At 67.4% G+C, this 26,724-nt stretch carries 27 protein-coding genes and 1 pseudogene; 16 read left to right on the top strand and 12 right to left on the bottom strand.

Annotated elements, in window-relative coordinates; translation table 11 throughout:
* Positions 1 to 49: 49 nt before the first annotated feature.
* Positions 50 to 730 (bottom strand): envelope integrity protein Cei, encoded by a 681-nt coding sequence (gene cei, locus ACHQ4I_RS40370; protein WP_420777194.1) that lies wholly within the window; start codon positions 728 to 730, stop codon positions 50 to 52.
* A 416-nt stretch (positions 731 to 1,146) separates the two neighbouring features.
* On the opposite strand from cei, the gene ACHQ4I_RS40365 reads away from it, so the two are divergent.
* Positions 1,147 to 1,449 (top strand): DUF4193 domain-containing protein, encoded by a 303-nt coding sequence (locus tag ACHQ4I_RS40365; protein ID WP_420777193.1) that lies wholly within the window; start codon positions 1,147 to 1,149, stop codon positions 1,447 to 1,449.
* 68 nt (positions 1,450 to 1,517) lie between these two features.
* Here the strand turns inward: ACHQ4I_RS40365 and ACHQ4I_RS40360 are convergent, their stop codons facing one another.
* The gene (locus ACHQ4I_RS40360) at positions 1,518 to 1,997 is read right to left on the bottom strand and encodes a DUF3093 domain-containing protein (RefSeq protein ID WP_420777445.1); all 480 of its coding nucleotides are present in this window, start codon (positions 1,995 to 1,997) and stop codon (positions 1,518 to 1,520) included.
* Between the two features lie 159 nt (positions 1,998 to 2,156).
* Here ACHQ4I_RS40360 and dut point away from each other — a divergent pair, with 159 nt between their 5' ends.
* Both dut and ACHQ4I_RS40350 read left to right on the top strand, forming a co-directional pair.
* The gene (gene dut, locus ACHQ4I_RS40355) at positions 2,157 to 2,654 is read left to right on the top strand and encodes a dUTP diphosphatase (RefSeq protein ID WP_420777192.1); all 498 of its coding nucleotides are present in this window, start codon (positions 2,157 to 2,159) and stop codon (positions 2,652 to 2,654) included.
* Positions 2,655 to 2,659: 5 nt separating this feature from the next.
* Entirely contained in the window at positions 2,660 to 3,655 is a 996-nt protein-coding gene (locus ACHQ4I_RS40350) for a DUF3710 domain-containing protein (RefSeq protein ID WP_420777191.1), read from the top strand.
* A gap of 91 nt (positions 3,656 to 3,746) precedes the next feature.
* Here ACHQ4I_RS40350 and ACHQ4I_RS40345 read toward each other — a convergent pair whose 3' ends face one another.
* A complete protein-coding gene (locus tag ACHQ4I_RS40345) occupies positions 3,747 to 4,475 on the bottom strand; it encodes an alpha/beta fold hydrolase (protein WP_420777190.1) in 729 nt (242 codons plus the stop codon).
* A 131-nt stretch (positions 4,476 to 4,606) separates the two neighbouring features.
* Here ACHQ4I_RS40345 and ACHQ4I_RS40340 point away from each other — a divergent pair, with 131 nt between their 5' ends.
* The 3 genes from ACHQ4I_RS40340 (at position 4,607) to ACHQ4I_RS40330 (ending at position 6,519) form a co-directional block, all read left to right on the top strand.
* The gene (locus tag ACHQ4I_RS40340; RefSeq protein WP_420777189.1) at positions 4,607 to 4,984 is read left to right on the top strand and encodes an OB-fold nucleic acid binding domain-containing protein; all 378 of its coding nucleotides are present in this window, start codon (positions 4,607 to 4,609) and stop codon (positions 4,982 to 4,984) included.
* Positions 4,985 to 4,987: 3 nt separating this feature from the next.
* Entirely contained in the window at positions 4,988 to 5,734 is a 747-nt protein-coding gene (locus ACHQ4I_RS40335; RefSeq protein ID WP_420777188.1) for a DUF3159 domain-containing protein, read from the top strand.
* Between the two features lie 149 nt (positions 5,735 to 5,883).
* Positions 5,884 to 6,519, top strand: coding sequence for a sigma-70 family RNA polymerase sigma factor (locus ACHQ4I_RS40330; RefSeq protein WP_420777187.1), 636 nt, complete (start codon positions 5,884 to 5,886; stop codon positions 6,517 to 6,519).
* Between the two features lie 40 nt (positions 6,520 to 6,559).
* Here ACHQ4I_RS40330 and ACHQ4I_RS40325 read toward each other — a convergent pair whose 3' ends face one another.
* Both ACHQ4I_RS40325 and ACHQ4I_RS40320 read right to left on the bottom strand, forming a co-directional pair.
* Positions 6,560 to 7,231, bottom strand: coding sequence for a potassium channel family protein (locus ACHQ4I_RS40325; protein ID WP_420777186.1), 672 nt, complete (start codon positions 7,229 to 7,231; stop codon positions 6,560 to 6,562).
* A 2-nt stretch (positions 7,232 to 7,233) separates the two neighbouring features.
* The gene (locus tag ACHQ4I_RS40320; protein WP_420777185.1) at positions 7,234 to 7,899 is read right to left on the bottom strand and encodes a potassium channel family protein; all 666 of its coding nucleotides are present in this window, start codon (positions 7,897 to 7,899) and stop codon (positions 7,234 to 7,236) included.
* Between the two features lie 247 nt (positions 7,900 to 8,146).
* Here ACHQ4I_RS40320 and ACHQ4I_RS40315 point away from each other — a divergent pair, with 247 nt between their 5' ends.
* The 3 genes from ACHQ4I_RS40315 to ACHQ4I_RS40305 all read left to right on the top strand — a co-directional run bounded on the left by ACHQ4I_RS40315 (position 8,147) and on the right by ACHQ4I_RS40305 (position 12,077).
* Complete coding sequence (locus ACHQ4I_RS40315; protein WP_420777184.1) at positions 8,147 to 10,135, top strand: APC family permease; 1,989 nt, start codon at positions 8,147 to 8,149, stop codon at positions 10,133 to 10,135.
* Positions 10,132 to 11,634 (top strand): class I SAM-dependent RNA methyltransferase, encoded by a 1,503-nt coding sequence (locus ACHQ4I_RS40310; RefSeq protein WP_420777183.1) that lies wholly within the window; start codon positions 10,132 to 10,134, stop codon positions 11,632 to 11,634. The genes ACHQ4I_RS40315 and ACHQ4I_RS40310 overlap by 4 nt, the downstream gene beginning before the upstream one ends.
* Positions 11,635 to 11,765: 131 nt before the next feature.
* Positions 11,766 to 12,077: a DUF1330 domain-containing protein gene (locus ACHQ4I_RS40305; RefSeq protein ID WP_420777182.1), complete on the top strand. Its 312-nt coding sequence runs from the start codon at positions 11,766 to 11,768 to the stop codon at positions 12,075 to 12,077.
* Here the strand turns inward: ACHQ4I_RS40305 and ACHQ4I_RS40300 are convergent.
* The 3 genes and pseudogenes from ACHQ4I_RS40300 to ACHQ4I_RS40290 form a co-directional block, all read right to left on the bottom strand.
* A complete protein-coding gene (locus ACHQ4I_RS40300) occupies positions 12,065 to 12,868 on the bottom strand; it encodes an enoyl-CoA hydratase (protein WP_420777181.1) in 804 nt (267 codons plus the stop codon). The two genes, ACHQ4I_RS40305 and ACHQ4I_RS40300, sit on opposite strands and share 13 nt — an antisense overlap.
* A 65-nt stretch (positions 12,869 to 12,933) precedes the next feature.
* Positions 12,934 to 13,626, bottom strand: a complete 693-nt coding sequence (locus ACHQ4I_RS40295; RefSeq protein ID WP_420777180.1) for an SIMPL domain-containing protein — start codon at positions 13,624 to 13,626, stop codon at positions 12,934 to 12,936.
* 136 nt (positions 13,627 to 13,762) lie between these two features.
* A pseudogene (locus tag ACHQ4I_RS40290) lies at positions 13,763 to 13,990 on the bottom strand (glutaminase); the annotation flags it as partial.
* A 222-nt stretch (positions 13,991 to 14,212) separates the two neighbouring features.
* On the opposite strand from ACHQ4I_RS40290, the gene dxs reads away from it, so the two are divergent.
* Positions 14,213 to 16,111 carry a 1-deoxy-D-xylulose-5-phosphate synthase gene (gene dxs, locus ACHQ4I_RS40285; RefSeq protein WP_420777179.1) on the top strand — a complete coding sequence of 633 codons (1,899 nt, stop codon included), beginning with the start codon at positions 14,213 to 14,215 and terminating at the stop codon, positions 16,109 to 16,111.
* Positions 16,112 to 16,269: 158 nt separating this feature from the next.
* Here dxs and ACHQ4I_RS40280 read toward each other — a convergent pair whose 3' ends face one another.
* Positions 16,270 to 16,836 carry a CGNR zinc finger domain-containing protein gene (locus tag ACHQ4I_RS40280; protein ID WP_420777178.1) on the bottom strand — a complete coding sequence of 189 codons (567 nt, stop codon included), beginning with the start codon at positions 16,834 to 16,836 and terminating at the stop codon, positions 16,270 to 16,272.
* 90 nt (positions 16,837 to 16,926) lie between these two features.
* Here ACHQ4I_RS40280 and ACHQ4I_RS40275 point away from each other — a divergent pair, with 90 nt between their 5' ends.
* Positions 16,927 to 17,343 carry an SRPBCC family protein gene (locus tag ACHQ4I_RS40275; protein WP_420777177.1) on the top strand — a complete coding sequence of 139 codons (417 nt, stop codon included), beginning with the start codon at positions 16,927 to 16,929 and terminating at the stop codon, positions 17,341 to 17,343.
* Positions 17,344 to 18,334: 991 nt separating this feature from the next.
* On the opposite strand, the gene ACHQ4I_RS40270 is transcribed toward ACHQ4I_RS40275, so the two are convergent.
* Positions 18,335 to 19,612: an HRDC domain-containing protein gene (locus tag ACHQ4I_RS40270; RefSeq protein WP_420777176.1), complete on the bottom strand. Its 1,278-nt coding sequence runs from the start codon at positions 19,610 to 19,612 to the stop codon at positions 18,335 to 18,337.
* 22 nt (positions 19,613 to 19,634) lie between these two features.
* Positions 19,635 to 20,273 (bottom strand): DUF3000 domain-containing protein, encoded by a 639-nt coding sequence (locus ACHQ4I_RS40265; RefSeq protein WP_420777175.1) that lies wholly within the window; start codon positions 20,271 to 20,273, stop codon positions 19,635 to 19,637.
* 140 nt (positions 20,274 to 20,413) lie between these two features.
* On the opposite strand from ACHQ4I_RS40265, the gene hemE reads away from it, so the two are divergent.
* Both hemE and ACHQ4I_RS40255 read left to right on the top strand, forming a co-directional pair.
* Positions 20,414 to 21,469: a uroporphyrinogen decarboxylase gene (gene hemE / locus ACHQ4I_RS40260; RefSeq protein ID WP_420777174.1), complete on the top strand. Its 1,056-nt coding sequence runs from the start codon at positions 20,414 to 20,416 to the stop codon at positions 21,467 to 21,469.
* A 76-nt stretch (positions 21,470 to 21,545) separates the two neighbouring features.
* Positions 21,546 to 22,076, top strand: coding sequence for a uridine kinase family protein (locus ACHQ4I_RS40255; RefSeq protein WP_420777173.1), 531 nt, complete (start codon positions 21,546 to 21,548; stop codon positions 22,074 to 22,076).
* A 105-nt stretch (positions 22,077 to 22,181) separates the two neighbouring features.
* Here ACHQ4I_RS40255 and ACHQ4I_RS40250 read toward each other — a convergent pair whose 3' ends face one another.
* Entirely contained in the window at positions 22,182 to 22,823 is a 642-nt protein-coding gene (locus ACHQ4I_RS40250; RefSeq protein ID WP_420777172.1) for a TetR/AcrR family transcriptional regulator, read from the bottom strand.
* Between the two features lie 224 nt (positions 22,824 to 23,047).
* On the opposite strand from ACHQ4I_RS40250, the gene ACHQ4I_RS40245 reads away from it, so the two are divergent.
* The 3 genes from ACHQ4I_RS40245 (at position 23,048) to ACHQ4I_RS40235 (ending at position 26,625) form a co-directional block, all read left to right on the top strand.
* Entirely contained in the window at positions 23,048 to 23,851 is an 804-nt protein-coding gene (locus ACHQ4I_RS40245; RefSeq protein WP_420777171.1) for an SDR family NAD(P)-dependent oxidoreductase, read from the top strand.
* Positions 23,852 to 23,882: 31 nt separating this feature from the next.
* Positions 23,883 to 25,010 (top strand): DUF5938 domain-containing protein, encoded by a 1,128-nt coding sequence (locus ACHQ4I_RS40240; RefSeq protein ID WP_420777170.1) that lies wholly within the window; start codon positions 23,883 to 23,885, stop codon positions 25,008 to 25,010.
* Between the two features lie 79 nt (positions 25,011 to 25,089).
* Entirely contained in the window at positions 25,090 to 26,625 is a 1,536-nt protein-coding gene (locus tag ACHQ4I_RS40235) for an acyl-CoA synthetase (protein WP_420777169.1), read from the top strand.
* Positions 26,626 to 26,724: the final 99 nt, after the last annotated feature.

Here is a 26,724-nt window from a genome sequence, read left to right as displayed (position 1 = left end):
CCCGGCGCCGAAGCGGCGCCGGGGCGATGGAGGTTGGTCTAAGTCCGACTCAGCAGCGGGCCGTGCGCGCCGCGGAGAGCAGTTTGGGATCGATGGACGGCGAGCCGCCCGGCGCCGGATTCTTCAGGGATTTGAGCACTTCCTCGGCATCCGGACTGGGCCGCAGCGACTCGCCGAACACCGAACCGAGCACCAGATCGACGGAGTCGTCATTGCGCTGATCCTCGATCAGCTCGGCGCACGGCGCGACCAGCTGGACCGATGCGGCGGCCGGTCGGCCGTTCACGCCGAAGCGGATCTGGCCGGTGCAATTGAGGTCGCCATTGACGTAGACCGAATCGTTACCGAATTGCTGCCCCGACGGGCTCGCGAAGCCCAGATCACCGAGCGCGGAGGCGATGTGGGAGGCCTGACCGCTCTTGTTGTTCGCGTTCAGTACGCGGACCTTGGCGGAGGCCAGCGCCGCCGGTTCGACATCGGTCAGCCGCGATTGGCCGACCCGCTGACCCAGCGGAGCCGGTTGCGGCGACTTCGCGTCGGTGGCGGGGCTCGGCGAGTTGCACGCCATCGCGGTTCCGCTGCTGTCCTCGGTTGTCAGGGCCTTGATCCACACCACGGTGCAGATCAGGAACAGGACGCCGACCAGGATCAACCATGGCTGATTGCGCCGCCGGAGGAAGGGTTGCCCCTGACGATCGGTCGCGCTGCCTTCGGTGATGAGTGAAACCACGGGCATACTCTACGAAAATGTCTGCGCGGCCGGGCGATGGCGGGCCGGCGGAGCCGGCCGGGGTGGGGTGAATTCAGCGCCAAGGTCTCGGCGAGTTGCAGGGTTGGTGTCGATTGCCCCTCAGTTTCGAATCGTCTGTGTTTTGATTGCGACTTTTGCCGTGTCGTCCGCTATTGTCTGGCGGCCCAGATCGAATCATCCAGCCAGAAATCGGTGGTCGGTCGCGGGAACAAGAAGGGCATGTCCTGCGTTTACCGAGCGCTATCAATGGTGGGTCCGCGCGATCCGCCCTGATAGGGGACCGGTGTACGTGTGACGTGCACCACCGGCGGGGCGGGCTGATCATTCCGATTCCCAGTGAATCGGTTGGGCGGCCCGGTCCGGGATATACGGATTAAGGACGAGGGGAAGACGACATGGCAACCGACTATGACGCACCGAGGCGCACAGAAACCGACGAGGTGTCGGAGGATTCGCTGGAGGAGCTGAAGGCTCGTCGCAACGAGGCACAGTCCGCCGTCGTGGATATCGACGAATCCGATACCGCGGAGTCGTTCGAGCTTCCCGGCGCGGACCTGTCCGAGGAAGTGCTGACGGTTCGGGTGATCCCGAAGCAGGCGGACGAGTTCACCTGTTCCAGCTGTTTCCTGGTCCATCACCGGAGCAGACTGGCCAGCGAGAGTGGCGGCCAGATGATCTGCATGGACTGCGCAGCCTGATCCGCGGCGCGAGATCTGATCTCCAGCCCGAGATCGACACCATAGCCCGCGCTCGGCACGCCCGGCTTTCAGCCAGGTATGCCAAGCGCGGCCAAGACCCGGTCCGGCCGTCGCGTACTGACCAGCCAGTACGGCGTCGGGTCGTCCGGGTCGTCGAGCACGAGCAACACCATCGGCCCCACCCATGGCCGATGTTGAACAAAGGCGGCGGGGTCCAGCTGGCGGCCCAGTGCCGCACTCTTGGCGGTGGGGGCCACGGTGGCCGCCTTGGCCACGAAGTTGACCGGCAGATGCGCGCGATCGGCGCGTAACTCACGCACGCCGGAGGAATCCTGGGCCACCTCGACCCGATGGCGGCTCAACCACACCAGCACCCACACCGGTACCGGAAACAGCAGCGCGTAGGGCAGCCAGGCACGCAGACCCGGTGCGCCCATATGGATTTCGGCGGCCAGCAGACCGGCGATGGCGAACGCGACCGGCCACCACCACAGCGGCACCCACAGGCGCTCGCGGTAGGGCTCGAAGCCGCTCTGTTGTTCGTCCATAGTCACTGGGTTGGGCTGGTCCGACACGACTCAACACTAATTCACTGAGGTCGAGGGCGTACGCGTAGGCTCGATCAACGTGAGCGAGCGCAGCGAGCGAATAATCAACACAGCAGCATGTGCGGTCATGACGGAGCCGAGCGGCAGCGAGGCGCGGTCATGAGCGCACTTTCACCGATACCTTTGCTGCGGCTTGATCCCGGCATCCCCATGCCCACGCGTGCCCACCACGGAGACGCGGGCGTGGATCTGTGCACCACAGAGGACGTCATCATCGAGCCGGGCGAGCGGGTGCTGGTCGGCACCGGTGTCGCCGTCGCGCTGCCGGTCGGCACGGTCGGCCTGATCCATCCGCGTTCCGGTCTGGCCGCGAAAACCGGCCTGTCCGTGGTGAATACCCCGGGCACGGTGGACGCGGGATATCGAGGCGAAATCAGGGTATGCCTGATCAATCACGATCCGCGCACCCCGATCGAGCTGCGCCGGGGCGACCGGATCGCGCAGCTATTGGTGCAGCGGGTCGAGTTGGTCGATTTCGTCGAGGTCGACGTGCTCGACGACACCACGCGAGGTGCGGGCGGTTACGGGTCGAGCGGTGGCCACGCGAGTCTGGCCGCGGCGGCCGACGGAGTGGGCGCCCCCGGCAAGGAGGCATGACGGGAATGTTCGGAAAGAGACGCAGGTCCGGCGGACGTGACCAGTTCGCCGAGGATCAGTACGACGACGACTACGCGGGCGACTACGACGCCGACTACGCCAGCTACGGCCATCCGGGCTACGACGACGAGCCGATCACCGATGAGAATCCGATCATCGATCCGATCACCGATGAGAATCCGGTCGTACCAGCCGATTACGCCGCCGCGGCCTACGCCGACGAACCCGGCTACGCCGACGAACCCGGCTACGCCGACGAACCCGGCTACGACGAGACCGACTACGACGATGTCGACGCGGAGATGCCCAAGTCCGGCCCGTACGACTACAGCGAAGTGGCCGAGCTGCTGGAGAATGTGTCCGATCAGCGCCTGGATCTCGGATCGGTGATCCTGCCGGTACCGCCGGGCGGTCAGCTGCAGGTCGAGATGACCCCGGACGGCACCCCGCAGGCGGTGCACCTGGCGACCGAGCACGGCCGGATCACCGTCGCGGCCTACGCCGCGCCCAAGTCCGCGGGCCAATGGCGTTCGGTGGCAGCCGATCTCGCCGAATCCCTACGCAAGGACGGCGCCAGGGTCGCGGTGGAGACCGGACCGTGGGGCCGGGAACTGCTCGCCATCACCGAGGGCGCGGATCTGCGCTTCATCGGGGTGGACGGGCCACGGTGGATGGTGCGTCTGGTGGCGGCGGGTCCGCAGGGCGCCGCCGATGACGGCGGACCACTGGTGCGCGCGGCGCGAGCCATCTTGAGCGAGACCGTGATCCGACGCGGTGACGACCCGATGCCGGTGCGCGAGCCGCTGGCCGTCGTGCTGCCGCCGGAGCTGGCCGAGCAGTTGGCCGCCGCGCACCAGGCGCAGGTAGAGGCCCAGCAGCAGGCGGTGGCGGCACAGCAGGCCGCCCAGGCCGCACCGCAGGCCGTGATCCCGCCGCGCATGCCGAATGAACCCCGCCGCGGCGCGGACGGTTCCGCCATGCAGCAGCTCGGCCTGAATTAGCCGACGCCCGACCGCAATTCGTGGCCCCAGCCCAACGCTGGGGCTTCGTGGTTTCTGAACGAGCGCACGGCCGCACGCGGGGGCGCGGACGTCAGGCAGTTGGGTAGAACGCGGCGATACCGGAGTGTCCGAGAATCGCGGGGTCGGCGCCGAGTTCGTCGAGGGTGATCCGGATCAGCTCGGAGCGCGGGATCAGTTCGGCCCATTCCTCGGCGACCGCCAGCGGATGCACCGGATCGTCGATCGCGGTGACGATCGCGACCGGTACATCGATGGTGCCGAGTCGTTCGGCGCCGGGCCATTTGTAGTCCGCGGCCTCCTGCAGGGCATCCGGCAGCCGCGGCCATTGCGAGCGCCAGGATTGGGTGAGCGCGTCGGCGAGCCAGCGCGGGCTGCTCGCGCGCATCCGTTCGACGACCGCGTCGAGACCGTCCGCGCGCAGCTGGGCCGCGGTGGCCGCGGCGCTGAGCGCGGCCGGGCAGGCCGCGGTATCCGGTCCGGTCCAGCCCGGTAGCGCTGCCACTACGCCGATTGCCGACTCGGGGTGCTCACCTGCCCACTCGAGTGCGATTGCCGCGCCCAGGGAGATGCCAGCGGCCAGGACGGGGCCGCGCCGGGCGGCGGCGTCGAGCGCGGCCCGGTAGCTGGCAACCACCGCGCGCGGGTCGGGTTCGACGGCGATGCATTCGAGTCCGCGTGCCGCACAGGCCGGTCCGAACGCGCGGCGCGCGAAGTCGGCATCCGAACCGGTTCCCGGCAACGCCACGGCGATCGGGGCGCGGTCGCCGTGGCCCGGCGCTGAGTGTGGGGAGTCGAACACCGGTCCGAGCGTAGCGGGGGGAGGGTTGCCCATCTACAGTGGCGGGTATACGGCCTACAGCCGGTCGTAACCGGAACAACCCCGATGGCGTGTGGATCCACGTCGTCTTGCTCCAAGCAGGAGAGCGTCACATGTCATCCGCCGCCTCAGGTTATTTTCGCCGTCTGAGCCGCAGGCTGACCGAGGACATCGATCAGTTGGACGCCGAGGAACTGGCCGAATCGGCCGACGCGTCGGGTGCGTGCCGGGCCTCGGAGTGCCGTCGCGGCGAAGAGGCCACGATGCTCGGACGACTACGCAGTGTCGAAGCGTGTCCGAAGTCCGTCGGCGCCAGTGTTCAGGCAGAATTCTTCGACGGCACCGATGCCATCAGTCTGGTGTGGATCGGTCGTCGACGGATCCCCGGTATCGAACCGGGCCGCAAGATCCTCGTTCGCGGTCGGGTGGGTGACCGCGATGGCCGTAAGGTGATCTACAACCCCTACTACGAATTGCGTGAGAACAGCTGACGTATGCCATCGAGCAACGAGAACGCCGCCGAGATCCGCGCCGCGAGCCAGACCGGAAGGCGTAATTCGATCGACCCGGCCGAGGCCGTCGATCTCCCTGTCGACGCCGAAACCGACGTCGAGATCGAAGAGGCCGAACAGACCCTGCTCGAGCAGCTGGGCGGTTTCAGCGGCCTGATCTACTCGACCCTGCCGGTGCTCGTCTTCGTGCCCGTGAACACCTTTGCCGGGCTCACCGCGGCGATCTGGTCGGCACTCGGCGTGGCCGCCGCGATTCTGGTGTGGCGCCTGGTGCGGCGCAGCCCGATCCAACCCGCGATCTCCGGCTTCCTCGGAGTCGGCATCTGCGCGTTCATCGCCTATCGGATGGGTGAGGCGAAGGGCTTCTTCCTGTTCGGCATCTACACCAGCCTGGTGTACGCCGGGGTTTTCCTGGTGTCGATGTTCGTGCGCTGGCCGCTGGTCGGCGTGATCTGGGGCGTGCTCAACGGTCACGGCACCGAATGGCGGTCCGACCGCCGCGTCGTGCGTCTCTACGACCTCGCGACCACCACCTGGGTGGTGGTATTCGGTGCGCGCTATCTGGTGCAATCGCAGCTCTACGACACCGATCGCACCGGCTGGCTGGCCTTCGCGCGCATCGCGATGGGGTGGCCGCTGACCGCGGTCGCGCTGGCCGTCACGGTGTGGGCGGTGCGACGCGCCGGACACCTGCCGGCGCAGCGTGGGACCGCCGCCGAAGCGGCCTAGGGATTCTCGCCCCGATGTCGTCGGGGTGTTAACAATTCGCCGCCGGAGGTGCAGGAGTACCCACCCTGGGGTGCCTGGTTGGGCGACCGAGTTCATCAGACGATCAGTGCAAGCAAATAAAGCACGATCGGCTAGGAAGGACTCGGAAGTTGGCTACCGAGCACAACACTGCGACATTGTCGAAGAAGCAGGCCCACCACAACCCGGCACTGTCGGAGAGCCGCCGGGTATCGGCCGAACTGGATAAGTTGATCGGCCCGGCGGCCGCGGGCGATCGCGCGGCGGTCTCCGAGATCGTCCGGCTGGTGCATCCGCTGGTCCGCCGGTATTGCGGTGCGCGCCTGGGCAATACCGCTCATCTGCACGTCACGGCCGACGATGTGGTGCAGGAGGTCCTGCTGGCCACCGTCAATGCCATTCCGCGTTACCAGGATCAGGGCAAGTCCTTCCTGGCCTTCGTCTACGGCATCGCGGCCAACAAGGTTGCCGACGCGTTCCGGCGCTCGCAGCTGCACCCGATGTACCCGGTCGACGAGGTCCCCGATATGGCCTCGACCGCGGCCGGCCCCGAGGAGTGGGCGCTGGCATCCGAACGTCGCGCCACCACCAGGGAATTGATGAAGATCCTTGCGCCCGCGCACCGCGAGGTGCTGGTGATGCGGATCGTGCTGGGCTGGACCGCGGCGCAGACCGCCGAGGCCATCGGCACCAGCCCGGGGGTGGTTCGCGTCATGCAGCATCGCGCGCTGAACAAGTTGCGCGCGCAGCTGCAAGCCGCGGCCTGAGGGCGATCAGGCGCTGAGCCGCATCGGCCTTGTCGGGGAGTCAGGGTTTGATGCCGTGCGTGGCCAGTGCCACCCGCAGGTCCTCCTCGGCCTCCACGGAGGTCACGAACAACAGCTCGTCGTCGCCCTCGAACGGGTCGTCGGGCTGCGGCACGATCACCCGGCCGCCGCGCAGAATCGTCACCAGGGCGGCGTCGCGCGGCAGGGTGAGCGTGCGGACCGGCTTGCCCGCCAAGGCGGTATCGCTGGGCAGGGTGATCTCGACCAGATTCGCCTGACCCTGCCGCAGCGTCATCAGTCGCACCAGATCGCCGACCGAGACGGCCTCCTCTACCAGCGAGGCCAGCAGCCGCGGCGTCGACACCGCGACATCGACGCCCCAGGACGCGTCGAAGAGCCATTCGTTGCGCGGATCGTTGACCCTGGCCACCACCCGGCGCACCCCGAATTCGGTCTTGGCCAGCAGGCTGTGCACCAGATTCGCCTTGTCGTCACCGGTGGCGGCGATGACGACCTCGTAGGTCTCCAATCCGGCATCCTCGAGCAGTGCGAGCTCGCACGCGTCGGCATGCACCCAGACGGCATCCGGGATGGCGGCGGGGTCGATATGGTCGAGCTGACGCTCGAGCAGCATCACCCGATGTCCGCCGCGCAATAGCTCCTTGGCTATCGAGCGGCCGACGGCACCGGCTCCGGCGATCGCCACTTTCATGTTCAGTCCTCGCTTGCTGGGGGCTTACCGGCCAAGGCGACGGCCTCGCCGACGGAGCCGGAGGTCGCGGCGACATAGACGATGTCGTCGGCTTGGACCACGGTCTTGCTCTCGGGCAGCAGGCCCTGACCGAACCGGATGATGAACGCGACGCGGGTGCCGGTGGTCCGTTCCAGATCGCGCACGGTACGGCCGTACCAGTCCTCGTGCAGCGTCAGCTGGGCCACCGCGACGGTGCCCGTCGGATCTCGCCAGGTGGTGGTGCCGCCGTCGCCGATCAGCGTGGTGAGGAAGCGGTCGGTGGTCCAGGGCACGGTGGCGATGGTCGGAATGCCGAGACGCTCGTAGACGGCGGCGCGCTTGGCGTCGTAGATGCGCGCGACCACGCGCTGCACGCCGAACATTTCCCGGGCCACCCGCGCGGAGATGATGTTGGAGTTGTCGCCGGAGGAGACCGCGGCGAAGGCGTCGGCCCGCTCGATTCCCGCGCGGGTCAGCACATCCCGGTCGAAACCGACGCCGATCACCCGCTGGCCGGGAAAGTCCTCGCCGAGGCGCAGGAAGGCGCTCTGGTCCCGATCGATCACGGTGACCTCATGGCCGACCCGGACCAGGGCGCGTGCCAGCGACGAGCCGACTCGTCCGCAACCCATGATCACTACGTACACCGTGCAACCTCGTTCCTGGAAACCGTGTTCAATCGGCGGCACTCGCAGGCCCTGCGTGGTTACGCAAGCTACCTCCTCCGGGCCGCGAACTCGCGCCGCGCGGGGCGTTCGGTTTGCTATCTCCGGCTTCGAACCGTACCCGCCAGATGTGTCCATGCCCCAACTTCCCCCTCTGCGCGCCGACCAAACATACGACGCGGGCCAGCCGGGGCAGCGGACAACCCTGCGGGGATCTATGCTCGCTCCAGTGTCCAAGTTGACGACGGCAGCCAAACGTGTGCTGCTGGGCAGGCCTTTCCGTAGCGATGCGCTGGGCCATACCCTGCTGCCGAAGCGAATCGCGCTCCCGGTGTTCGCCTCCGACGCGATGTCCTCGGTGGCGTACGCGCCGGAAGAAATCTTCCTCGTCCTTTCGGTGGCCGGTATCTCGGCCTATGTCTACGCGCCCTGGGTGGGTCTGGCCGTCGCGTTCGTGATGGCGGTGGTGGTCGCCAGCTACCGGCAGAATGTGCACGCCTATCCCTCCGGTGGCGGTGACTACGAGGTTGCCACCACGAACCTCGGGCCCAATGCCGGACTCACCGTCGGCAGTGCGCTGCTGGTCGACTATGTGCTCACGGTGGCGGTGTCGATCTCCTCGGCGGCGTCGAATATCGGATCCGCGATTCCGTTCGTGGCCACCCACAAGGTGCTGTTCGCGGTGGTCGCCATCGTCGTCCTGACATCGATCAATCTGCGCGGCATCCGGGAATCCGGTGTCGCCTTCGCGATTCCGACCTATGCCTTCATCCTCGGCATGTTCGCGATGCTCGGGTGGGGACTGTTCCGCATCTTCGTACTCGGTGACCAGCTGCGGGCCGAATCGGCGGGCTTCCAGCTCAATGCCGAGGACGAGCACCTCTACGGGCTCGCGTTCGCCTTCCTCATCGCGCGGGCATTCTCCTCCGGCTGTGCCGCGCTGACCGGTGTCGAGGCGATCAGCAATGGCGTGCCCGCATTCCGGAAACCCAAGTCGCGCAATGCCGCGACCACACTGCTGATGCTCGGCAGCATCGCGATCGCATTGTTGATGGGCATCATCATCTTGGCCCAGAAGATCGGGATCGTATACGCGCACAACGAGTCCGAACTCATCGGCGCGCCCTCGGACTACCATCAGAAGACGCTGATCGCGCAGTTGGCCGAGACCGTATTCCACGGCTTCCCGATCGGGTTCTACTTCATCACCACGGTGACCGCGCTGATCCTGGTGCTCGCGGCGAATACCGCGTTCAACGGGTTCCCGGTGCTGGGTTCGATTCTGGCGCAGGACCGTTACCTGCCCCGACAGCTGCATACCCGCGGCGACCGGCTGGCGTTCAGCAATGGCATTCTGTTCCTCTCCGGGGCGGCCGTCGGGTTCGTCGTGGTGTTCGGGGCCGAGGTGACCAAGCTCATCCAGCTCTACATCGTCGGCGTCTTCGTCTCGTTCGTGCTCAGCCAGACCGGCATGCTGCGGCACTGGACCCGATTGCTGCGCACCGAAACCGATCCCGCGCAGCGGGCCAGGATGATGCGCTCGCGGGTGATCAACGCGATCGGTCTCAGCGCGACCGGGACGGTGCTGGTCATCGTGCTCATCACCAAGTTCTTCGCCGGAGCCTGGATCGCGATCTGCACCATGGTGGCGATCTTCGTTGTGATGAAACTCATTCGGCGGCACTACGATTCGGTTTCCCGTGAGCTGGACGAGCACGAGTGGGACGGGGTGCTGCCGAGTCGGTCGCATTCGATCGTGCTGGTGTCCAAACTGCATCTGCCGACGCGCCGGGCGCTGGCCTACGCCCGCGCCACCCGGCCCGACACCTTGGAGGCGGTGACGGTGAACGTCGACGAGGCCGACACCAGGGCGCTGGTGCGGGAGTGGGAGCGCAGCGACATCACCGTGCCGCTCAAGGTGATCGAATCGCCCTATCGCGAAATCACCAAGCCGGTACTGGATTACGTGAAGCGGGTGCGGCGGGATTCGCCGCGCGATGTGTTGACCGTATTCATCCCGGAATACGTTGTCGGACACTGGTGGGAGCAGATTCTGCACAACCAGAGCGCCTTGCGGCTCAAGGGCAGGTTGCTCTTCGAGCCCGGTGTGATGGTGACGAGTGTGCCGTGGCAGCTGACGTCGTCCGCGAAGGCCAGGCAGGCCGGCGTGGTGAACGCACCAGGTGCGGTGCGGCGCGGGTACGAGGACCGAGGGTGACCGACTGGCGCTCGCACACCTTCGAGGTACGGCTCGGGCCACCCGGGCACGGCGGATTCTGTGTCGCCAGGCACGAGGGGCGCGTTGTCTTCGTGCGACACGGGTTGCCCGACGAGCTGGTACGGGTGCGGGTCACCGAGGACCGCGGCGGTTCGTTCTGCCGGGCCGACGCGATCGAGATCCTCGAGGCATCTGCGGACCGCGTCCCGGCCACCTGTCCCGTCTCCGGTCCGGCCGGCGCGGGCTGCTGCGATTTCTCCTTCGCCACTCCGGCCGCCCAGCGCGCGCTGAAGGCGGCGGTGGTCGCCGAACAGCTGCGTCGCATCGCCGGAATCGACCGCGACATCACCGTGGAGCCGATCACCGGATACCCCGCCGACACCACCGGCGGCTGGCGCACCCGTGTCCGACTCGCCGTCGACGCCGATGGCCGAGCCGGGGTCCACGGCTACCGCAGCACCAAGGTGATCACCGACCTGCGCTGCCCCCAACCTGTTCCGGGCGCGATGGACGGCATCGCGGAGCGTCTGTGGACGCCCGGCGCGGACCTGGTGATCGCGGTGGACGGCGATGGGATGCGGCATATCGTCGAGTTGGCGCCGTCGGCGGTGGGCGGTGGTGATGAGCGTGGTCGTCGTGGTGGCGAGCGGCCTGCGTCGCGTGGTGGCGATCGGCACGGTCGGTATGGTCGGCGTGGCCAGGATCGGCGGGGCGATTCGGGGCGCAGTCGTCGTGGCGCTGAGCGTGGGCGCGATGGCGAGTGGGATCGCGACGGCGGCGGTCGGCCGCGAGGTGACCAGTTCGGTGGTGGCGGGGGTTCGCGCGGGACGGATCAGGCCGGATCGACTGGGCACGAGGGGGATCGGCGGCGCGCTTCGGCTCGGCGGGCGGCGACGCATGCGGCTCGGGACGAGTGGGTGCTCGGGGGTAGTGGGCGGACGGTCGAATATGTGGCCGGGCGGCGGTGGGAGTTGTCGGCGACCGGGTTCTGGCAGGCGCATCGCGGTGCGGCGCAATGCTATTCGGATCTGGTCGCAGGGTGGGCCGGGCTCGGTCATGGGGAACGGGCATGGGACCTGTACAGCGGGGTCGGAGTGTTCGCGGCCCGGCTCGCCGACCAGGTCGGTCAGACCGGCTCGGTGCTCGCGGTGGAATCGACGCGGTCCGCGGTGGCCGACGGCAGCGCGGCACTGCGCGACCTACCCTGGCTGGACCTGCGTGCCCAGCGCGTCGAGCAGTGGCTGGCCGAACACGCCAGTAGCGCCGCACCGGATGTGGTCGTGCTCGATCCACCGCGCGCGGGCGCGGGTAAGGACGTCATCACTCCGGTGACCACCAGCGGCCCCGCTCGCATCATCCACATCGGTTGCGACCCGGCCTCTTTCGCTCGCGACCTCGGCCTCTACCAGGCGGCCGGCTACCATCTCGCCGACCTGCGCGCCTTCGACGCCTTCCCCGCCACCCACCACGTCGAATGCCTCGCCCTCCTGGAACGCTGAGCGTCGCCCGGTCGTGCCACCTCGGACTTCGGCGGCGCCGAGGCTCTGTGGATGGTCCGAATCGGCGTTCGCGCCGCCTCGACTTCATATCCCTCGATCGCCGAAGCCGCGGCGCCGCTTAGAGTCTGACCATGACCGTTTATGTCGTCGCGCAGCTGAAGTTCACCGATCGCACCGCCTACGATCGCTACCAAGCGCGCTTCCTCGACGTATTCGCCCGTTACTCCGGCACCCTGCTGGCCGCGGACGAATCCCCGCAGGTGATCGAGGGCGATTCGGATCGCGAAAAGGTGGTCCTGATGTCGTTCCCGGACGAACCGTCCTTCCGGGCGTGGGCGGATTCCCCTGAGTACCTGGAGATCTCGAAGGACCGCCACGCGGGTGCCGACACGGTGACACTGCTGGTCAAGGGCATCGGCCAGCAGTCGGCTCAGTCCTCGTAGACCGGCCGGCGACGGTCGCGGCGGGCGCGGATGGCCTCGTCGAAATTCTCGGTGGTGAGGCGAACGTAGAGCTGGGACATGCCCTCGTGCTGCATATGGGATTCGAAGCCGCTGGCCTCCATTCCGCTCCACAGCATGCGTTTGGTGAGTTCGGTGCCGACGCGACTGAAGCTGATGATCCGTTCGGCCAGGTCGTAGCAGGTGTCGAGGAGTTCGGCGGTGGGGACGGTGCGCGAGACGAGGCCGATGCGCTCGGCCTCGACGGCGTCGACATCGCGGCCGGACAACATGATTTCGAAGGCGCGCGAGGCGCCGATGGCGCGCGGCAGGAGATAACTGATGCCCAATTCCGCAGAGGTGAGGCCGTTATTGATGCCGGCCGCGCGAAAGTAGGCGTCCTCGCCCGCGATTCGGATATCGGTGGCGACGCTGAGGCAGAATCCGCCGCCGATGGCCGCGCCATTGATCGCGCCGATGACCGGTTGGTTCATCCGCCGCAGGGTGATCATCACATCGTTGAGCAGATCCATCGAGCGGCGTGCGACGCTGGTCTTGGTCAGCCCCTCGGTATTGGGGACCTTGCCCGCGTGCTGGAGGTCCGCGCCGGAACAGAAGCCATCGCCCGCGCCGGTGAGCACCACGACCCGCACCTCGTTATCGGCACTCACCTCTTCGAGCGCCTCCCGCAGCGGGATCATCACGTCGAAGGCCATCGCGTTCATCCGTTCCGGCCGGTTGAGCGTGACCAGTGCGACCTGCGGCCGCGGTTTGTCGATGAGCACGAATGGCATGCAGACCCCTAACCGGACAAGATGAGGCCCTCACTATACCCAAGCAAGCGTTAGGTTACCTGAAATCAGGTGAGCTGCCAGGTCGCCCGGACGGTCGCCGAGATCTCGGATTCGCCGAGTTCGACCGGAACCGAAGCGCCACCGTAGCCCTCGTTCATCGGGGCCGACATCGCCATCAGCCGGGGCGCGGCGGGCGCTGCGGAGGTGGTGTTCTCGGTGATCTCGACGACCGATCCGAGGGTGCCCCCGGCGCGGCCCGCGTACTGCTGGGCCTTGGCGAGCGCGTTGTCCCATGCCGCATCGCGGGCCCGGGTGAGCAGCCCCTCCTGATCGGCGAAGCCGAGATTGAGGCCGCCGAGGCGAACATCGTCACCACCCGCGTCGACGCAGTTGGCGATGATCGTGGCGGGCCCGGGATCGGCCGTTTCGCCGATATCGCGCAGCACGACGGTGAGGTCGGTGGTCGCCACGTAACCAGTGATCTTGGAGCCCCCGCCCTCCAGCCAGACGGTTTCGGTGCGCACCGTCAGCCCGCTGGTGGCGATATCGGTGCCGGGAACGCCGTCGGAGCGCAGCGAATCGGTGACGGCGGCGACGCGCTCGCCGGCCTGGCCGTAGGCGAGGGCGACCTTGCTGGCCCGGGTTTCGATGGAGATGGTGACCCGCATCAGATCCGGGGTGGCGCGGGCGGTGCCGTATCCGAAGGTGGTGACCGTGCCTGCGGCGGTACCGGTGTCGTCGGACTTCTTCTTGCTCACGGCGTCTCCTGACTTCGTCGGTTTCAGATGAGAACGGTCGATGCTTCGGAAATGTCCCCTCGGCTCGACCGAAGCCGGTCGACAGTCGCCACCGCGAACGGCGAATGGTGGCGACGCGGCAGCCCGCGGCGGTGAGTTCGGTGGGTTTCGCGATCGACCGGATGGTGAACTCGGTGGTGACGTCACCGGTGCCGTACACCTGTCCGTCCGAGGTGGTCTGGCACGACCCGAACGAATCGGGTTGTACCGCAGCCAGTTCGGGGACGCGGACAGCGAGGTCTGCGGAATCGTCGGCGCGGCAGAGTTGGTGGACATCGGTGACGATGCGTGCCACGACGCCGGGGTCGATCGTTCGCGGAACCATCTGCTGGGGCAGGGCCACTGGTCCACTCTAAGCTTGGGTAGCGTTAGATGGACCGGTGAACTCGTCCGCCCGAGCGTGTCTTCGGACGGGCTGGCGATTCGTGTGGAGGCTCACACTTCCGCGCGAAGTCGGCTGGTGGCGGGGCATTGTCGTGCGGAGCCACTGGCACGGCTCCGTAGACTGATCGGGATCAGATGCGCTATCCGGAGGGAGCGAGTTCAGGTGGGAGTGCTTTCCCGGGTCGATACACCCGAAGACCTGCGACGGCTTACCGTTGCCGAATTGGGTGAACTGGCGGAGGAGATTCGCGAGTTCCTGGTGCAGAAGGTCGCCGTCACCGGCGGGCACCTCGGCCCCAATCTCGGTGTGGTCGAGCTGACCATCGCACTGCACCGGATCTTCGACTCGCCAGCCGATCCGTTGATCTTCGACACCGGTCATCAGGCATACGTGCACAAGATCCTCACCGGCCGCAAGGATCAGTTCGACACGCTGCGCAAACAGGGCGGGTTGTCCGGCTACCCGAGCCGATCCGAGAGCGCCCACGACTGGGTCGAATCTTCGCACGCCTCGGCGTCGCTGTCCTATGCCGACGGTCTGGCGAAGGCATTCGCGCTGACCGGGCAGGACCGGCATGTGGTCGCGGTGGTCGGCGACGGCGCGCTCACCGGTGGCATGTGCTGGGAGGCGCTCAACAATATCGCCGCCGCACCGGACCGCCCGGTCGTCGTGGTGGTCAACGACAACGGCCGCTCCTACGCGCCGACCATCGGCGGCCTCGCTGACCGGTTGACGGCGCTGCGCACCCAGCCCGCCTATGAGCACGCGCTGGACGCGGGCAAGCGGATCCTCAAGAGCATCCCGCGCGTCGGCGAGTCCGCGTACTCGATGGTGCACGCGGTCAAGGCCGGGATAAAGGATGCGGTGAGTCCGCAGGAGCTGTTCAGCGACCTCGGACTGAAGTACGTCGGACCCGTGGACGGCCACGACACCGTCGCGCTGGAGGCCGCGCTGCGCCGGGCGAAGGATTTCGGCGGGCCGGTGGTCGTGCATGTGGTGACCCAGAAGGGGCGTGGTTACACGCACGCCGAGAACCACGTCGCGGACCAGATGCACGCCTGCGATCCGATCGACCCGCTCACCGGACGCCCGCTGGGCGGGCCGAAGGCGCTCGGCTGGACCTCGGTGTTCTCCCAGGAGCTGATCGCGCACGCGGAGAAGCGCGACGATATCGTCGCGATCACCGCGGCCATGCCGGGACCGACCGGTCTCGCGGCCTTCGGGGAACGCTTCCCGGAGCGGATGTTCGATGTCGGCATCGCCGAACAGCATGCGATGGCCTCGGCGGCCGGACTCGCCCTCGGCGGCATGCATCCGGTGGTGGCGATCTATTCGACGTTCTTGAACCGCGCCTTCGATCAGTTGCTGATGGATGTCGCGCTGCTGAAGCAGCCGGTGACGGTGGTGCTGGACCGCGCCGGAATCACCGGGCCGGACGGCGCGTCGCACAACGGGATGTGGGATCTATCCGTACTCGGCATCATTCCGGGTATTCGGGTGGCAGCCCCGCGCGATGCGGCGACGTTGCGTGAGGAATTGGCCGAGGCGCTTGCGGTGAGCGACGGACCCACCGCCATTCGGTTCCCGAAGGGCAGTGTGGCCGAGGATATTTCGGCCGTCGAGCGGCTCGATGGTGTCGACGTGCTGCGCCTGCCCGAGCGCGAGGGCGGCTCCGCGCAAGCGCAGCGCGGCGATGTGCTGCTGGTCGCGGTCGGCCCGTTCGCCGCGACCGGGCTCGAGGTCGCGGATCTGCTTGCGCCGGAAGGTGTTTCGGTCACCGTTATCGACCCCCGCTGGGTGCTGCCGGTTTCCGACACCATCGTCAAACTCGCCGAAAACTACCGTCTCGTGGTCACCCTGGAAGATGGCGGCGTGCACGGTGGCATCGGTTCGACCGTCTCGGCGCGGTTGCGTGCCGCGGGATTGGATGTTCCGACGCGCGATCTCGGTGTGCCACAACACTTCCTGGACCATGCCTCGCGCAACGAGGTTCATGAGGAGCTCGGGCTGACCGCGCCCGATATCGCGCGCCGCATCTCGGGCTGGCTCGACGCACGCTGATCCCGAGCGATATCGCTCCGGCCCCGGAGCGACACCGTCGGTGCGTTCGTCGCGGCGGATCGGTCGTCGAGCAGTTGCCGTTCCCGAGGAACGATGGTCTGCTCGCTATCCATGGGCGACAGTCTGTGCGGTTCGGTGCCGCGCGATTGTGTCGTCGACTAGCGTGCGGTGTTGCGTCGATGGGACGCACGCACTTTCACGCGATTGCCGCAGACGTCCATGGAACACCAAGTGCGGCCGCGGTTGCGGGAGTGATCGTAGAAGGCCCAGCGGCAGCTCGGTTCCCGGCAGGTTTTGAGGCGCGGCCAGGTGCCCGCCGCGACGGCGGTGGCGACATCGGCCAGCAGGGTGGCCAGGGCTCGGTCCACGGGTTCGTCGGTGCGCGGGACGAGGCGGGGCGGGGTGCTCGTCACATCCAGGGCCAGTGGCAGTGCCTCGGCGAGGGCGGCGAGTTCGGTGCGTGCCGCGGGGTTCAGGCCGTCCGGGCGGGGGCTCGTGACGGGTTCGGCGTTGTTCGACGCGAGCAGGGCGCGCAGACCTTCGCGCACACGTTCGGCCCGGTCGCGCGCGGCGCGGTCGGCGGTGGCGTCATCGGACAACAAGTGCTGAGTGCGCAGCCATGTCGTCAACTGTTGCGGTGTGCCGATCAGGTCGGCATCCGCGCGGCGGGTGTTCACGAATTCCACGAGACGTGCCACTGCCGCGGTCTCGATTCCACTGGACATAAATCCACCATAACCGGCCATTGACGATAGGCAGTTACCTAACTACCGTCTTGATAACGGGAGTTACCCACGTATCAGGAGGATCGGACCATGGCATCGGTCAAGAAAGAGCTCATCATCAAGGCGCCGGTTGCCGACCTGTGGGCGATCATCCGCGACTTCGCCCAGGGCCCGATCCGCATGGCACCGGGCTTCGTCACCGACTGCGCGCTCGACGCCCCCGACCTGCGGGTTGCCACCTTCGCCAACGGAACCACGCTGCACGAGCGCTTCATCGCACTGGACGAACCGGAGCACCGCTTCGTGTACTCCATCGTCGGCGGGAGCGTCACCCCAACGCACAACAACGCATCGATGCAGGTCTTCCCACACGAGACCGGCAGCCGATTCGTCTGGATCCACGACGTACTGCCCGACGAACTCGCCGAAACCTTCGGCGCAAGCATGGAACACGGTCTCCAGGTCTTCAAACAGACAGTCGAGGGTGCAGTCGCGCCCAAGCCCTGACCGCCGACTCGGGCCACAGCCATCGCCAATCCCACACACCGACAGCGGCGAACCAGCCAGCCTCCGACATCAGCCAAATGGTGACTGCGACCACCACACCCACCATTCGACTCCCCTCGAAAACGCTCGAGAACGCAACCACAGCCAGTCGACCAAGCTGGAAGCCGCCTGCCTACCCACCCGACTGCGGAAGGTAAGCCGGGTACGGCACACGACGCGCCCAGCACTGCCCCCGGCAAAACCACAGAACGCCAAACCATCCGGGGTCCGCACCCCCTAGAAGTCGGTGCAGAACAACAGGACCCACCGCAGCCCACCCAACCCGAACGCCACCACCCACCCCCTCAGTTGGACATGTGATCACGTGGAAACCATGGCGGCATCGCCCGAGAACCCCCCGCCACCACTGCCACCTGATCTTGATCCCTGTGCGACTCGCCTCGACACTCTCGAGAACGCAACCACAGCCAGTCGACCAAGCTGGAAGCCGCGGGCCTGCCCACCTGACTGCGGGAGGTAAGTCGGGTACGGCACACGACGCGCCCAGCACTGCACCGGCAAAACCACGGAACGCCAAACCATCCGGGTCGAGCACCCCCGAGAAGTCGGTGCAGAACAACAGGACCTACCGCAGCCCACCCAACCGGAACGCCACCACCCACCCCCCTCAGTTGGACATGTGATCACGTGGAATCTGTGGCGGCATCGCCCGAGAAGCCCCCGCCACCAGTGCCACCTGATCTTGATCGCACGGCTCTGGGGTGAATTACTCGGTCGAGCGAGCCTGATGGTGGCGCGAAGACGACCTAGTGAACGCCCCTTAAACTCGCCTCGGCGCGGGGCAGGGTCCAGCGGCGGCGATTGGTTTGGCCCGGCTGTCAGCCCTCGGCAGGAGCGAGTCGACCTTCGAGTGGAGTCGAATGGTGGCTGCGAGGACCGGAGGTACGCCCCTTTAACTCGCCCGTTGAGCTGCGCGCCCACAATCCGGGGCTTACTCCTCAGGAATGGGTGTCAGGGCTGTGGTGAGTCGGGGGACCGCGAGTTCACGCTGCCATGGTCGGGCGCCGCCCGATTTCAGGAATCCATCGATCGCGGCCGATAGCTCCGCCAGGTCGCCGACCTTGTCGTAATCCGGCAGTCCGTCCCAGCACAATCGGCGCACCAGGTCGGGGGAGAGCAGGTTCTCCACCGGGATCGCGTACTCGGTGGACAACTCGCCCATCGCGGCCCGCGCACGCACCAGCCGGGCCGCTGCCGCGGGGTCGCGACGTTCCCAGCGGTTCACCGGGGGCGGTCCCTCGAAGGGCTGGGTCAGCGGTGGCAGTTCGGTATCGGGCAGGGTGCGGCCGCGGTCGACGGCGGCGAGCCAGTCGCGGGAGTAGCGGCGTTGGCGGGGTCCGCCGAAGACCGGCAGCGCGCGCAACTGGGCGATGGTGCGTGGTTCCGCGTTCGCGGCGGCGATGATCGCCGCGTCCGGGAGGATGCGGGCGGGTGCGACGTCGCGGGTGCGGGCCAGGGTGTCCCTGGTGTTCCACAGTTCGCGCACAACCGCCAGCTGGCGGGTGCGGCGCAGGGTGTGGATGCCGGAGGTGCGTCGCCACCGGTCGGCCTTCGGCGTGCCGGGTTCGGTGATCCGGACGTGCTCGAATTCCTGTGCGGCCCAGTCGCTCTTGTGTTGAGCCTCCAGCGAGGTGGCCACCTCGTCACGCAGCTCGAGCAGCAGTTCCACGTCGAGGGCCGCGTAGTTCAGCCACTCCGCGGGCAACGGCCGGGTGGACCAGTCGGCCGCGCCATGACCCTTGCGCAGGGCCCGGCCGAGCAGCCGCTCCACCATCGCCGCCAGCCCGACGCGCTCGAAACCGGCCAGCCTGCCGCCCAATTCGGTGTCGAACAGTCGCGCGGGGCGCAGGCCGAGTTCGGCGAGTCCGGGCAGATCCTGGTCCGCGGAATGCAGCACCCACTCCAACTCGTTGATCGCGGCGGCCAGCGGTTCGAGCGCATCGGCGACCGGAATCGGATCGATGAGGAAGGTGCCCGAGCCCGCGCGCCGCAGCTGGATCAGATAGGCGCGCGCCGAGTACCGGAAACCGGAAGCGCGTTCGGCGTCCACGGCCAGTGGCCCGGCGCCCGCGGCGAGGCGGGCGGCGGCCTCGGTGACCTCGGCGGCGGTGACGAGCACAGGGGGCACACCTTCGGCAGGCACCAGCAGGGGTTCGGCTGTGCTGTCTTCGGCTGTGTTGCCCGGTTCGGACTCATCTGCTACCGACATAAACCTGAACTTTACGTGGCGATCAGGTGTGGTCGTTGGTGGTATAGGGGTCCGGCCTCAGATGAGTGATTCCGGCGGGCGGCAAACCGGCCGCATAGGCGAGCACTTCGCAGAAGCCTTCCACGTGCGGGCGCATCTCGGTGGACATCGCGGTCCAAGAGGCGCGCAGCTCCAATTGGTGCGCGCGCGGGGGTCCGGCGATATCGCCGTAGCGCACCGAACTGGTGGAGGTGACGGTGCCGCCGAGCGCGGTGAACGGTTCGCCGCGGGACTCGAGCGCGTCCACCAGCCAGCTCCAGGCGACCTCGGGCAGCAGCGGGTCGGTGGCCAGCGCGGCATCGATATCGGCCTGGATGTAGGCGACTAGACGGAATACGCCGTGCCAGGCGTCGTCACCGTCGGGATCGTGCAACAGGATCAGCCTGCCGAAGGCATCGCCCTCGGAATCGACCGGTACCACATTGGTTTCGGGATGTTTGACTTCCGCGCCTAGTGCGTACGAATAGGGTGCCAGGCGTTGTGGGGGCCGGATCGGTGCCAGCTCGATTCGAGGGTGCACGGTTGCGGTGCCCATCGCATCGACCGCGGCGCGAAATTGAGCTGGCTCGCCGTTGGGTCCTTCGGTCGGTGCGGCTCCGTCGCGGAAGTCGAGCGGTGTCACGGAAGCGACGGTAGACCTTGCGCGCCCGGGGCGCTCGGAGGCGCGCCGGGTACCCGCTCCGAGCGGGCGAACATAGCCCTTCCGTGACCCGGTACCCGGCCGAGCGAGGGCGGGTCGAGAGCCCGCATACGATAGCGGTGATGAGCACTCACACCCGCCGTCGGTTGACCGATGCCCCCTTCCTGGCCGCCGCCACCGGCGCCGAACCCACCCGTCGGCCGGTGTGGTTCATGCGTCAAGCCGGACGGTCGCTGCCCGAGTACCGCGAGCTGCGCAAGGGCATCGGGATGCTCGAGTCGTGCTTCGATCCGGAATTGGTGTGCGAGATCACCATGCAGCCGATCCGACGCCACGGTGTCGATGCGGCGATCTTGTTCTCCGACATCGTCGTTCCGTTGAAGGCCGCGGGCATCGACCTCGATATCGTGGCCGGTGTCGGTCCGGTGATCGCCTCGCCGGTGCGCACCATCGCGGATGTGCGCGCGCTGCCTCGGCTGCGGCCCGAAGAGGTGGGCGCGGTCGCCGACGGGGTGCGGCTGCTGACCGACGCACTCGGCCAGACACCGCTGATCGGATTCGCCGGTGCGCCGTTCACGCTCGCGTCGTATCTGGTCGAGGGTGGTCCGAGTAAGAACCACGAGCGCACCAAGGCGATGATGCACGCCGATCCGACGACCTGGCACGAACTGCTCGGTGTCCTCACCGACATCACCATCGCTTTCCTGCAGGCGCAGCTGGCCGCGGGTGTCGACGCGGTGCAGTTGTTCGATTCCTGGGCCGGGGCACTGTCGCTGGCCGACTACCGCGAGTTCGTGCTGCCGCATTCGGAGCGGGTCTTCGCCGAGGTCGCCGCCGCCGGTGTGCCGCGGATCCACTTCGGGGTCGGGACCGGGGAACTGCTCGGTGCGATGGGGGAGGCGGGCGCCGATGTCGTCGGCGTCGACTGGCGGGTACCGCTGACCGAGGCGGTGCGCCGGGTCGGACCCGGAAAAGCGTTGCAGGGCAACCTGGATCCCGCGGTGCTGTTCGCCGGATCCGCCGCGATCGAGGCCGAGGCGCGGCGCATCGCACGCGAGGCCGACGATGCGATCACCATGGGCGCGGCCGGTCACATTTTCAACCTCGGGCACGGTGTGCTGCCCGATACCGATCCGGGTGTGCTCACCGCGTTGGTGCAACTCGTCCACGAGCTGTGACCGACTAGCCGTGGGTGCGGATCCTCGACCGAGCGGCCGACCCCTGCCTGCCGCGCCGGGCGGGGCGAGTCCGACGATGGAGGAGATCGTGGGCCGGGTCGCCGCCAGCGCGCCGCGCCTCGGATCGACCCGCCTGGTGGCGGTGGACGGGCCGGGCGGCGCCGGAAAGTCAACGTTCGCAGCGTCTTTGGCGGCGCTGTGCGATGCGCAGATCGTGCACACCGACGACTTCGCGGACGGGAACAACGAGCTCCCATGGTGGCCCCGGCTCGAGCAACAGGTGCTCACGCCGATCGCCAATGGCCGCCCCGGTCGATACCAGCGCTACGACTGGAACAGGCGAGCCCTGGCCGAATGGCACGATGTCGCGCCCGGGGGAGTGCTCGTCCTCGAAGGGGTCTCCTCGGCCCGGGCCGCCGTCCGCGATCGAATATCGCTGGCAGTGTGGATCGAAACCCCGCGCGTGGTGCGTCTGGCCCGCGGTCTCGAACGCGACGGTGCGCACACACTGCCGCTATGGGAGCAGTGGATGGCCGCCGAAGATGCGCACTTCGCCACTGACCGCACCCGCGACCGGGTGGACCTGATCATCACGGGCGAGGCTTGACGATGCGCTCGAATGCGCGGCGCGACAACGTCTTTCGCAAACAAATGAGGGTGTGGCAATGCACGGCGGTAAAATGCTGTGCGACAGCGTAATTCCGGAGAGCGGCTAGGGCTTGGCTTGTCCGATCACCACGTCCAGTAGGCGGGCGGCCTCGGTGGCCAGACCATCGGCGGCATCGCTGTGCCCGGCGAGCTTGTGCAGCAGTGCCTGTTGGAACAGGCCGTCGAAAATGGCGTAGGCCGCTGCCGATGGCACCAGCAAGGGCCGACCCGACAACTCGGCGAAGCGGTCGACGACGTTACGGATCATCTCCGCACGGTGACCGTCGATCTCGAGTACGTCATCGCGGAAAGACTCCTCGAACAGACTCTGGTTGCGCAGGTCGTACCAGAGCCTGTGCAGCGGCGCGTCGGCGTCGAGGGTGGCCGCCATGGCCGCGCCGAAGTCGCGACGTAGCTGTTCGGCCGTTGTCGCGGCGGCGACGATGTCGTCGTATCGGGTGACGCAGACCTGCTCGTATTGCCGCACCGCGTGGGTGATCAGCTCGACCTTGTCGTTGAAGTAGTAGTGCAGCACCCCGTGGGTGAACTCGGATTTCTGCGCGATCTCGCGCAGGCTGGTTCGGGCGTAGCCGAGTTCGGCGAGGGTGTGCAGCGCGGCGGCGGCCAACTGTGCGCGCCGCTCGCCGAACTTGTCGACCTGTCGGCGCGCGATGCGATCCCGCCTGGTCTCGACGATTTCGGTCATCGTGCTTCTCTCCGTCACCGCGTCCTGTGAATTGGCCCAGTGTATCGCGGGACGGGACCCGGGCGACCAGCCGATTTGACGATTGTGCAAGAAAAACTTGACGACTGTCAAAAAAATTCTTGACGGTCGTCAAGGTTGCGGGCACACTGTGATCCACGTCGCATTCGGACCGAGTGTCGGATGCGATGCAGGCCAAATGGACCATCTCGAGGAGGAGATGCCCGATGAGTGGGTACGACCTGACCGGGCGCACGGCCCTGGTAACCGGTGGCGCGCGAGGACTCGGCGCGGGTATGGCCGAGGCGCTGGCCCGCGCCGGGGCGGCGGTCGCGATCGGCGATGTGCGCGAGGATCTCGGCAAGGACACCGTGGAAGCGCTGCGGGCGACCGGCGCGACGGCCGAATTCGTGCCGCTCGACGTCACCGATGACGCGCGCTGGGCGCAGGCGGTCACCGACACCGTCGCCGCGCTGGGCGGCCTGGACATAGTGGTGAACAACGCTGGCGTCGAAATCACAAGCCTCATAGTCGATCTCGATCCGGAACAGGTGCGCCGGATGCTCGAGGTGAATGTGCTCGGCACCGCGCTCGGCATCAAACACGCGTTGCGCGCGATGCGGCCCGGCGGCGCGGCGGGCCGCGGTGGCGCGATCGTGAATATCGCTTCGGTCGCCGCGACCATCGCCTTCCCGGGCATTTCGGTGTACTCGGCGACCAAGTCCGCGGTGGATCGCCTCACCAGGGTTGCGGCGATGGAGTCCGGGAAGCTCGGCTACGGCGTGCGCGTGAACTGCGTATACCCCGGACTCGTCCCGACCGAGATGGGCGCCCAACTGGCCGACGATGTCGCTCGGATCGGATTGTTCCCCAGCGCGGAAGCCGCGGTCGGCGCGGTCGTCGAACAGACGCCGCAGGGGCGGCTGGGTGAGGTTGCCGATATGGCCGACGCGGTGGTGTTCCTCGCCTCCGATGCCGCGCGGTTCATCACCGGCGCTGGTCTGCCGGTCGACGGCGGCATGGGCATGTGAGCAGCTACGACAGCGAAAGGTTCGAGATCTGATGAGTACTGATAAGCCCGTCGTCGTCTACGGCGCATCCGGATACACCGGCCGACTGGTCTGTGAATACCTCCGCGAGTTCAACATTCCGTTCGTCGCCGCGGGTCGGGACAAAGCCCGGCTGCAAGAGGCGATCGACAAGATTCCCGGCATCGACACCGTCGAGCACGAAGTAGTCGAGGTCGCACACGAGGTCGCACCGCTGACCGAACTGTTTCGCGGCGCCGCCGTTGTCTGCAATACCGTCGGCCCGTTCGCGCAGTACGGCCACGAGGTGGTGCGGGCCTGCGTGGCCGCGGGAACCCACTATCTCGACACCACCGGCGAACAGGATTGGCTGATCGACTGCGACGAGCAATACGGCGCCGAAATGGCCGCGCGGGGACTGCTGCTCGCGCCGGGCGTCGCGCAGATGTACACCACGGGGGAAATCGCCGCGAACATCTGCCTGGAAACCCCCGGTCTGGACACACTCGATATCCAGGTCTTCTGGAAGGGCTTCCCGACGGTCGCGTCCACTAAGACGATCCTGGTCAATGCCGCGCTGTCCAAGGCCTACTACCTCGAGCAGAACCAGTATGTGGAGTGGCCGGCCGACGGTGGACTCTACGACGTGGTGGTGCCCGGCCAGCACGAGATCGGGCTCGCACTGCCCTGGGGCGGCACCTCGCATCCGGTCTGGTTCAAGCGCGATCCGAGGGTCGCGAACGTAAAAGTGCTCGGCGGCGTGTTCAACCGGCCGTTGATGCAGGGCGTGCCGCAGATCGTGCAGGCGGTCGTCGAACAGGTGAAAGACCTTCCGGTGCAGGAGAAATACCGTGTCCTCGCCGAACAGGCCGCACTGGTCCGAGACGAGATGCCGCCGCGGGAGAATCCGCGCGTCAATACCTCGCTCGACTCCGTGTACGCGTCCGGACCGCTGGCGCGTGCCCACTGCGTGATCTACGGGAACTGCAACTACAAGCAGACCGGCCTGCTGCAGGCGTTCGCCGCGAACGCGCTACTGCAGGCGCCGCCGAAACGGACCGGGTTCGCCTCGGCGTGCCAGGCCTTCGGTCATCGGGAACTGCTCGGGGTGCTGCGCGGTTTCGGATTGGTCGGTGAACCGGTGCTGAACGTGCACCAGTGATCGCGGACTCGGGCCACCGGCGGACACCAGCCTGTGGCCCGAATCGCCGCTCCCACAACAGCTTCCGTAGAGGATTACCGTGCGTTTGACCGACTATCTCGACAAGGGCGCCTCGCTCGGCGCCGCCGCACCCTGCCTGACCATGAACGGTCACACGCTGACCTACGCGCAGGTACAGCAGTCGTCGTGGCGGATCGGCCGCGCGCTGGAGCGATCCGGGGTCCGGCCCGGCGATCGGGTCGCGATCCTGTCGGCGAACGACACCCTGGCCTTCGCATGCGTTTTCGGCATCGCCCGCGCCGGTGCGGTGTGGTGTCCGATCAATCCCCGCAACGAGGCGGCGGAGAATCGGGAGCTGCTCGACCTTTTCGACTGCACCTGCCTGATATTCCAATCCGCCTTCGCGCCATTGGTTTCCGTCATCGCACCGCAGCTTCCAACACTGCGAACCTTGGTCTGTTTGGATGGAAACGCCGCCGGGGCACCATGTTTCGACGACTGGGTGCGCGACTGTCCAGCGGACCCGTGGCAGGCCGAGCCGATCGACGAGCTCGCCATGCTGGTCGGCACCGGTGGAACGACCGGACGTCCGAAGGGTGTCCGGCTCACCGGCCACAATATCGAGGCGATGACCGCCTCGACCCTGATGAGTTATCCGTTCGAACCTCGGCCCCGCTATCTGGCGCTGGCGCCCCTGACCCACGCCGCGGGCGTGCTGTGCTTTCCGATCCTGACCCTCGGTGGTGAGATCGTCGTGATGCCCGTCCCGGATCTCGGTGAATTCCTCACGTTGATCGAGCGGCACCGGATCACCCACACCTTCCTGCCGCCGACGCTCATCTATATGCTGCTGGATCATCCGGCGCTACCGGCCGCGAATCTCGGCTCCCTGCAATGTCTTTGGTACGGAGCAGCGCCGATGTCGACGGCTCGGCTGGCCGCTGCGCTGGACCGGATCGGGCCGGTCATGGGGCAGCTGTTCGGGCAGTCGGAGGCGCCGATGATGGTCGCCACACTGGCGCCGAAGGAGCACTTCCGCCCCGACGGCTCGATCGCCACCGAACGACTGTCCTCGGCCGGACGGCCCACCCCGCTCACCCAGGTGGCCATCATGGATGACGAGGGCCGCGTGCTGCCCACCGGTGCGCGCGGCGAAATCGTGGTCAGGGGCCCGTTGGTCATGGCGGGGTATCACAAGAATCCGGAGGCGACCGCCGAGGTGTCGCGGTTCGGCTGGCATCACACCGGGGACATCGGCTACCTCGATGCCGACAACTATCTCTACGTCGTCGACCGGGCCAAGGACATGATCATCACCGGCGGATTCAACGTGTACTCCGCCGAGGTCGAGCAGGCGCTGCTGACCCACCCGGCCGTCCAGGACTGCGCGGTCATCGGACTTCCCGACGATAAATGGGGCGAGCGGGTCACCGCCGTCGTCCAATTGCATCTCGGCCGCACCGCCACCGCCGACGAACTGCGCGAGCACGCCAGGGCACGCCTCGGTGGGGTGAAAACTCCCAAGCAGGTGGAGATCTGGCCCGATCTGCCGCGCTCGAAGATCGGCAAGGTGCTCAAACCGGAGATACGGGCAACTCTGGGGGGCGGCCGCTGACCGCGGATGACTCGCCGTCCGGTGCTCGGCCTCGGCCGGTGCCGACCGTGGGCTCGGCCACGTTGGCGAGGGGCGTGCAGGGCGCGGATCCGTCGGCGG

It is taken from the genome of Nocardia nepalensis, from assembly GCF_048910785.1.
In the GTDB taxonomy this organism is placed as follows: Bacteria; Actinomycetota; Actinomycetes; order Mycobacteriales; family Mycobacteriaceae; genus Nocardia; species Nocardia nepalensis.
The sequence above is the reverse complement of the archived record's forward strand: the minus strand, read 5'-3'. Positions and strand labels throughout refer to the sequence as shown.

Bases quoted from the DNA above. Each gene is read 5' to 3' on its own strand.
- ACHQ4I_RS40365 (WP_420777193.1), top strand. From the start codon at position 1,147: ATGGCAACCGACTATGACGCACCGAGGCGCACAGAAACCGACGAGGTG.
- ACHQ4I_RS40360 (WP_420777445.1), bottom strand. From the start codon at position 1,997: ATGGACGAACAACAGAGCGGCTTCGAGCCCTACCGCGAGCGCCTGTGG.
- dut (WP_420777192.1), top strand. From the start codon at position 2,157: ATGAGCGCACTTTCACCGATACCTTTGCTGCGGCTTGATCCCGGCATC.
- ACHQ4I_RS40350 (WP_420777191.1), top strand. From the start codon at position 2,660: ATGTTCGGAAAGAGACGCAGGTCCGGCGGACGTGACCAGTTCGCCGAG.
- ACHQ4I_RS40340 (WP_420777189.1), top strand. From the start codon at position 4,607: ATGTCATCCGCCGCCTCAGGTTATTTTCGCCGTCTGAGCCGCAGGCTG.
- ACHQ4I_RS40335 (WP_420777188.1), top strand. From the start codon at position 4,988: ATGCCATCGAGCAACGAGAACGCCGCCGAGATCCGCGCCGCGAGCCAG.
- ACHQ4I_RS40325 (WP_420777186.1), bottom strand. From the start codon at position 7,231: ATGAAAGTGGCGATCGCCGGAGCCGGTGCCGTCGGCCGCTCGATAGCC.
- ACHQ4I_RS40305 (WP_420777182.1), top strand. From the start codon at position 11,766: ATGACCGTTTATGTCGTCGCGCAGCTGAAGTTCACCGATCGCACCGCC.
- ACHQ4I_RS40300 (WP_420777181.1), bottom strand. From the start codon at position 12,868: ATGCCATTCGTGCTCATCGACAAACCGCGGCCGCAGGTCGCACTGGTC.
- ACHQ4I_RS40280 (WP_420777178.1), bottom strand. From the start codon at position 16,836: ATGTCCAGTGGAATCGAGACCGCGGCAGTGGCACGTCTCGTGGAATTC.
- ACHQ4I_RS40275 (WP_420777177.1), top strand. From the start codon at position 16,927: ATGGCATCGGTCAAGAAAGAGCTCATCATCAAGGCGCCGGTTGCCGAC.
- ACHQ4I_RS40270 (WP_420777176.1), bottom strand. From the start codon at position 19,612: ATGTCGGTAGCAGATGAGTCCGAACCGGGCAACACAGCCGAAGACAGC.
- hemE (WP_420777174.1), top strand. From the start codon at position 20,414: ATGAGCACTCACACCCGCCGTCGGTTGACCGATGCCCCCTTCCTGGCC.
- ACHQ4I_RS40255 (WP_420777173.1), top strand. From the start codon at position 21,546: ATGGAGGAGATCGTGGGCCGGGTCGCCGCCAGCGCGCCGCGCCTCGGA.
- ACHQ4I_RS40250 (WP_420777172.1), bottom strand. From the start codon at position 22,823: ATGACCGAAATCGTCGAGACCAGGCGGGATCGCATCGCGCGCCGACAG.
- ACHQ4I_RS40245 (WP_420777171.1), top strand. From the start codon at position 23,048: ATGAGTGGGTACGACCTGACCGGGCGCACGGCCCTGGTAACCGGTGGC.
- ACHQ4I_RS40240 (WP_420777170.1), top strand. From the start codon at position 23,883: ATGAGTACTGATAAGCCCGTCGTCGTCTACGGCGCATCCGGATACACC.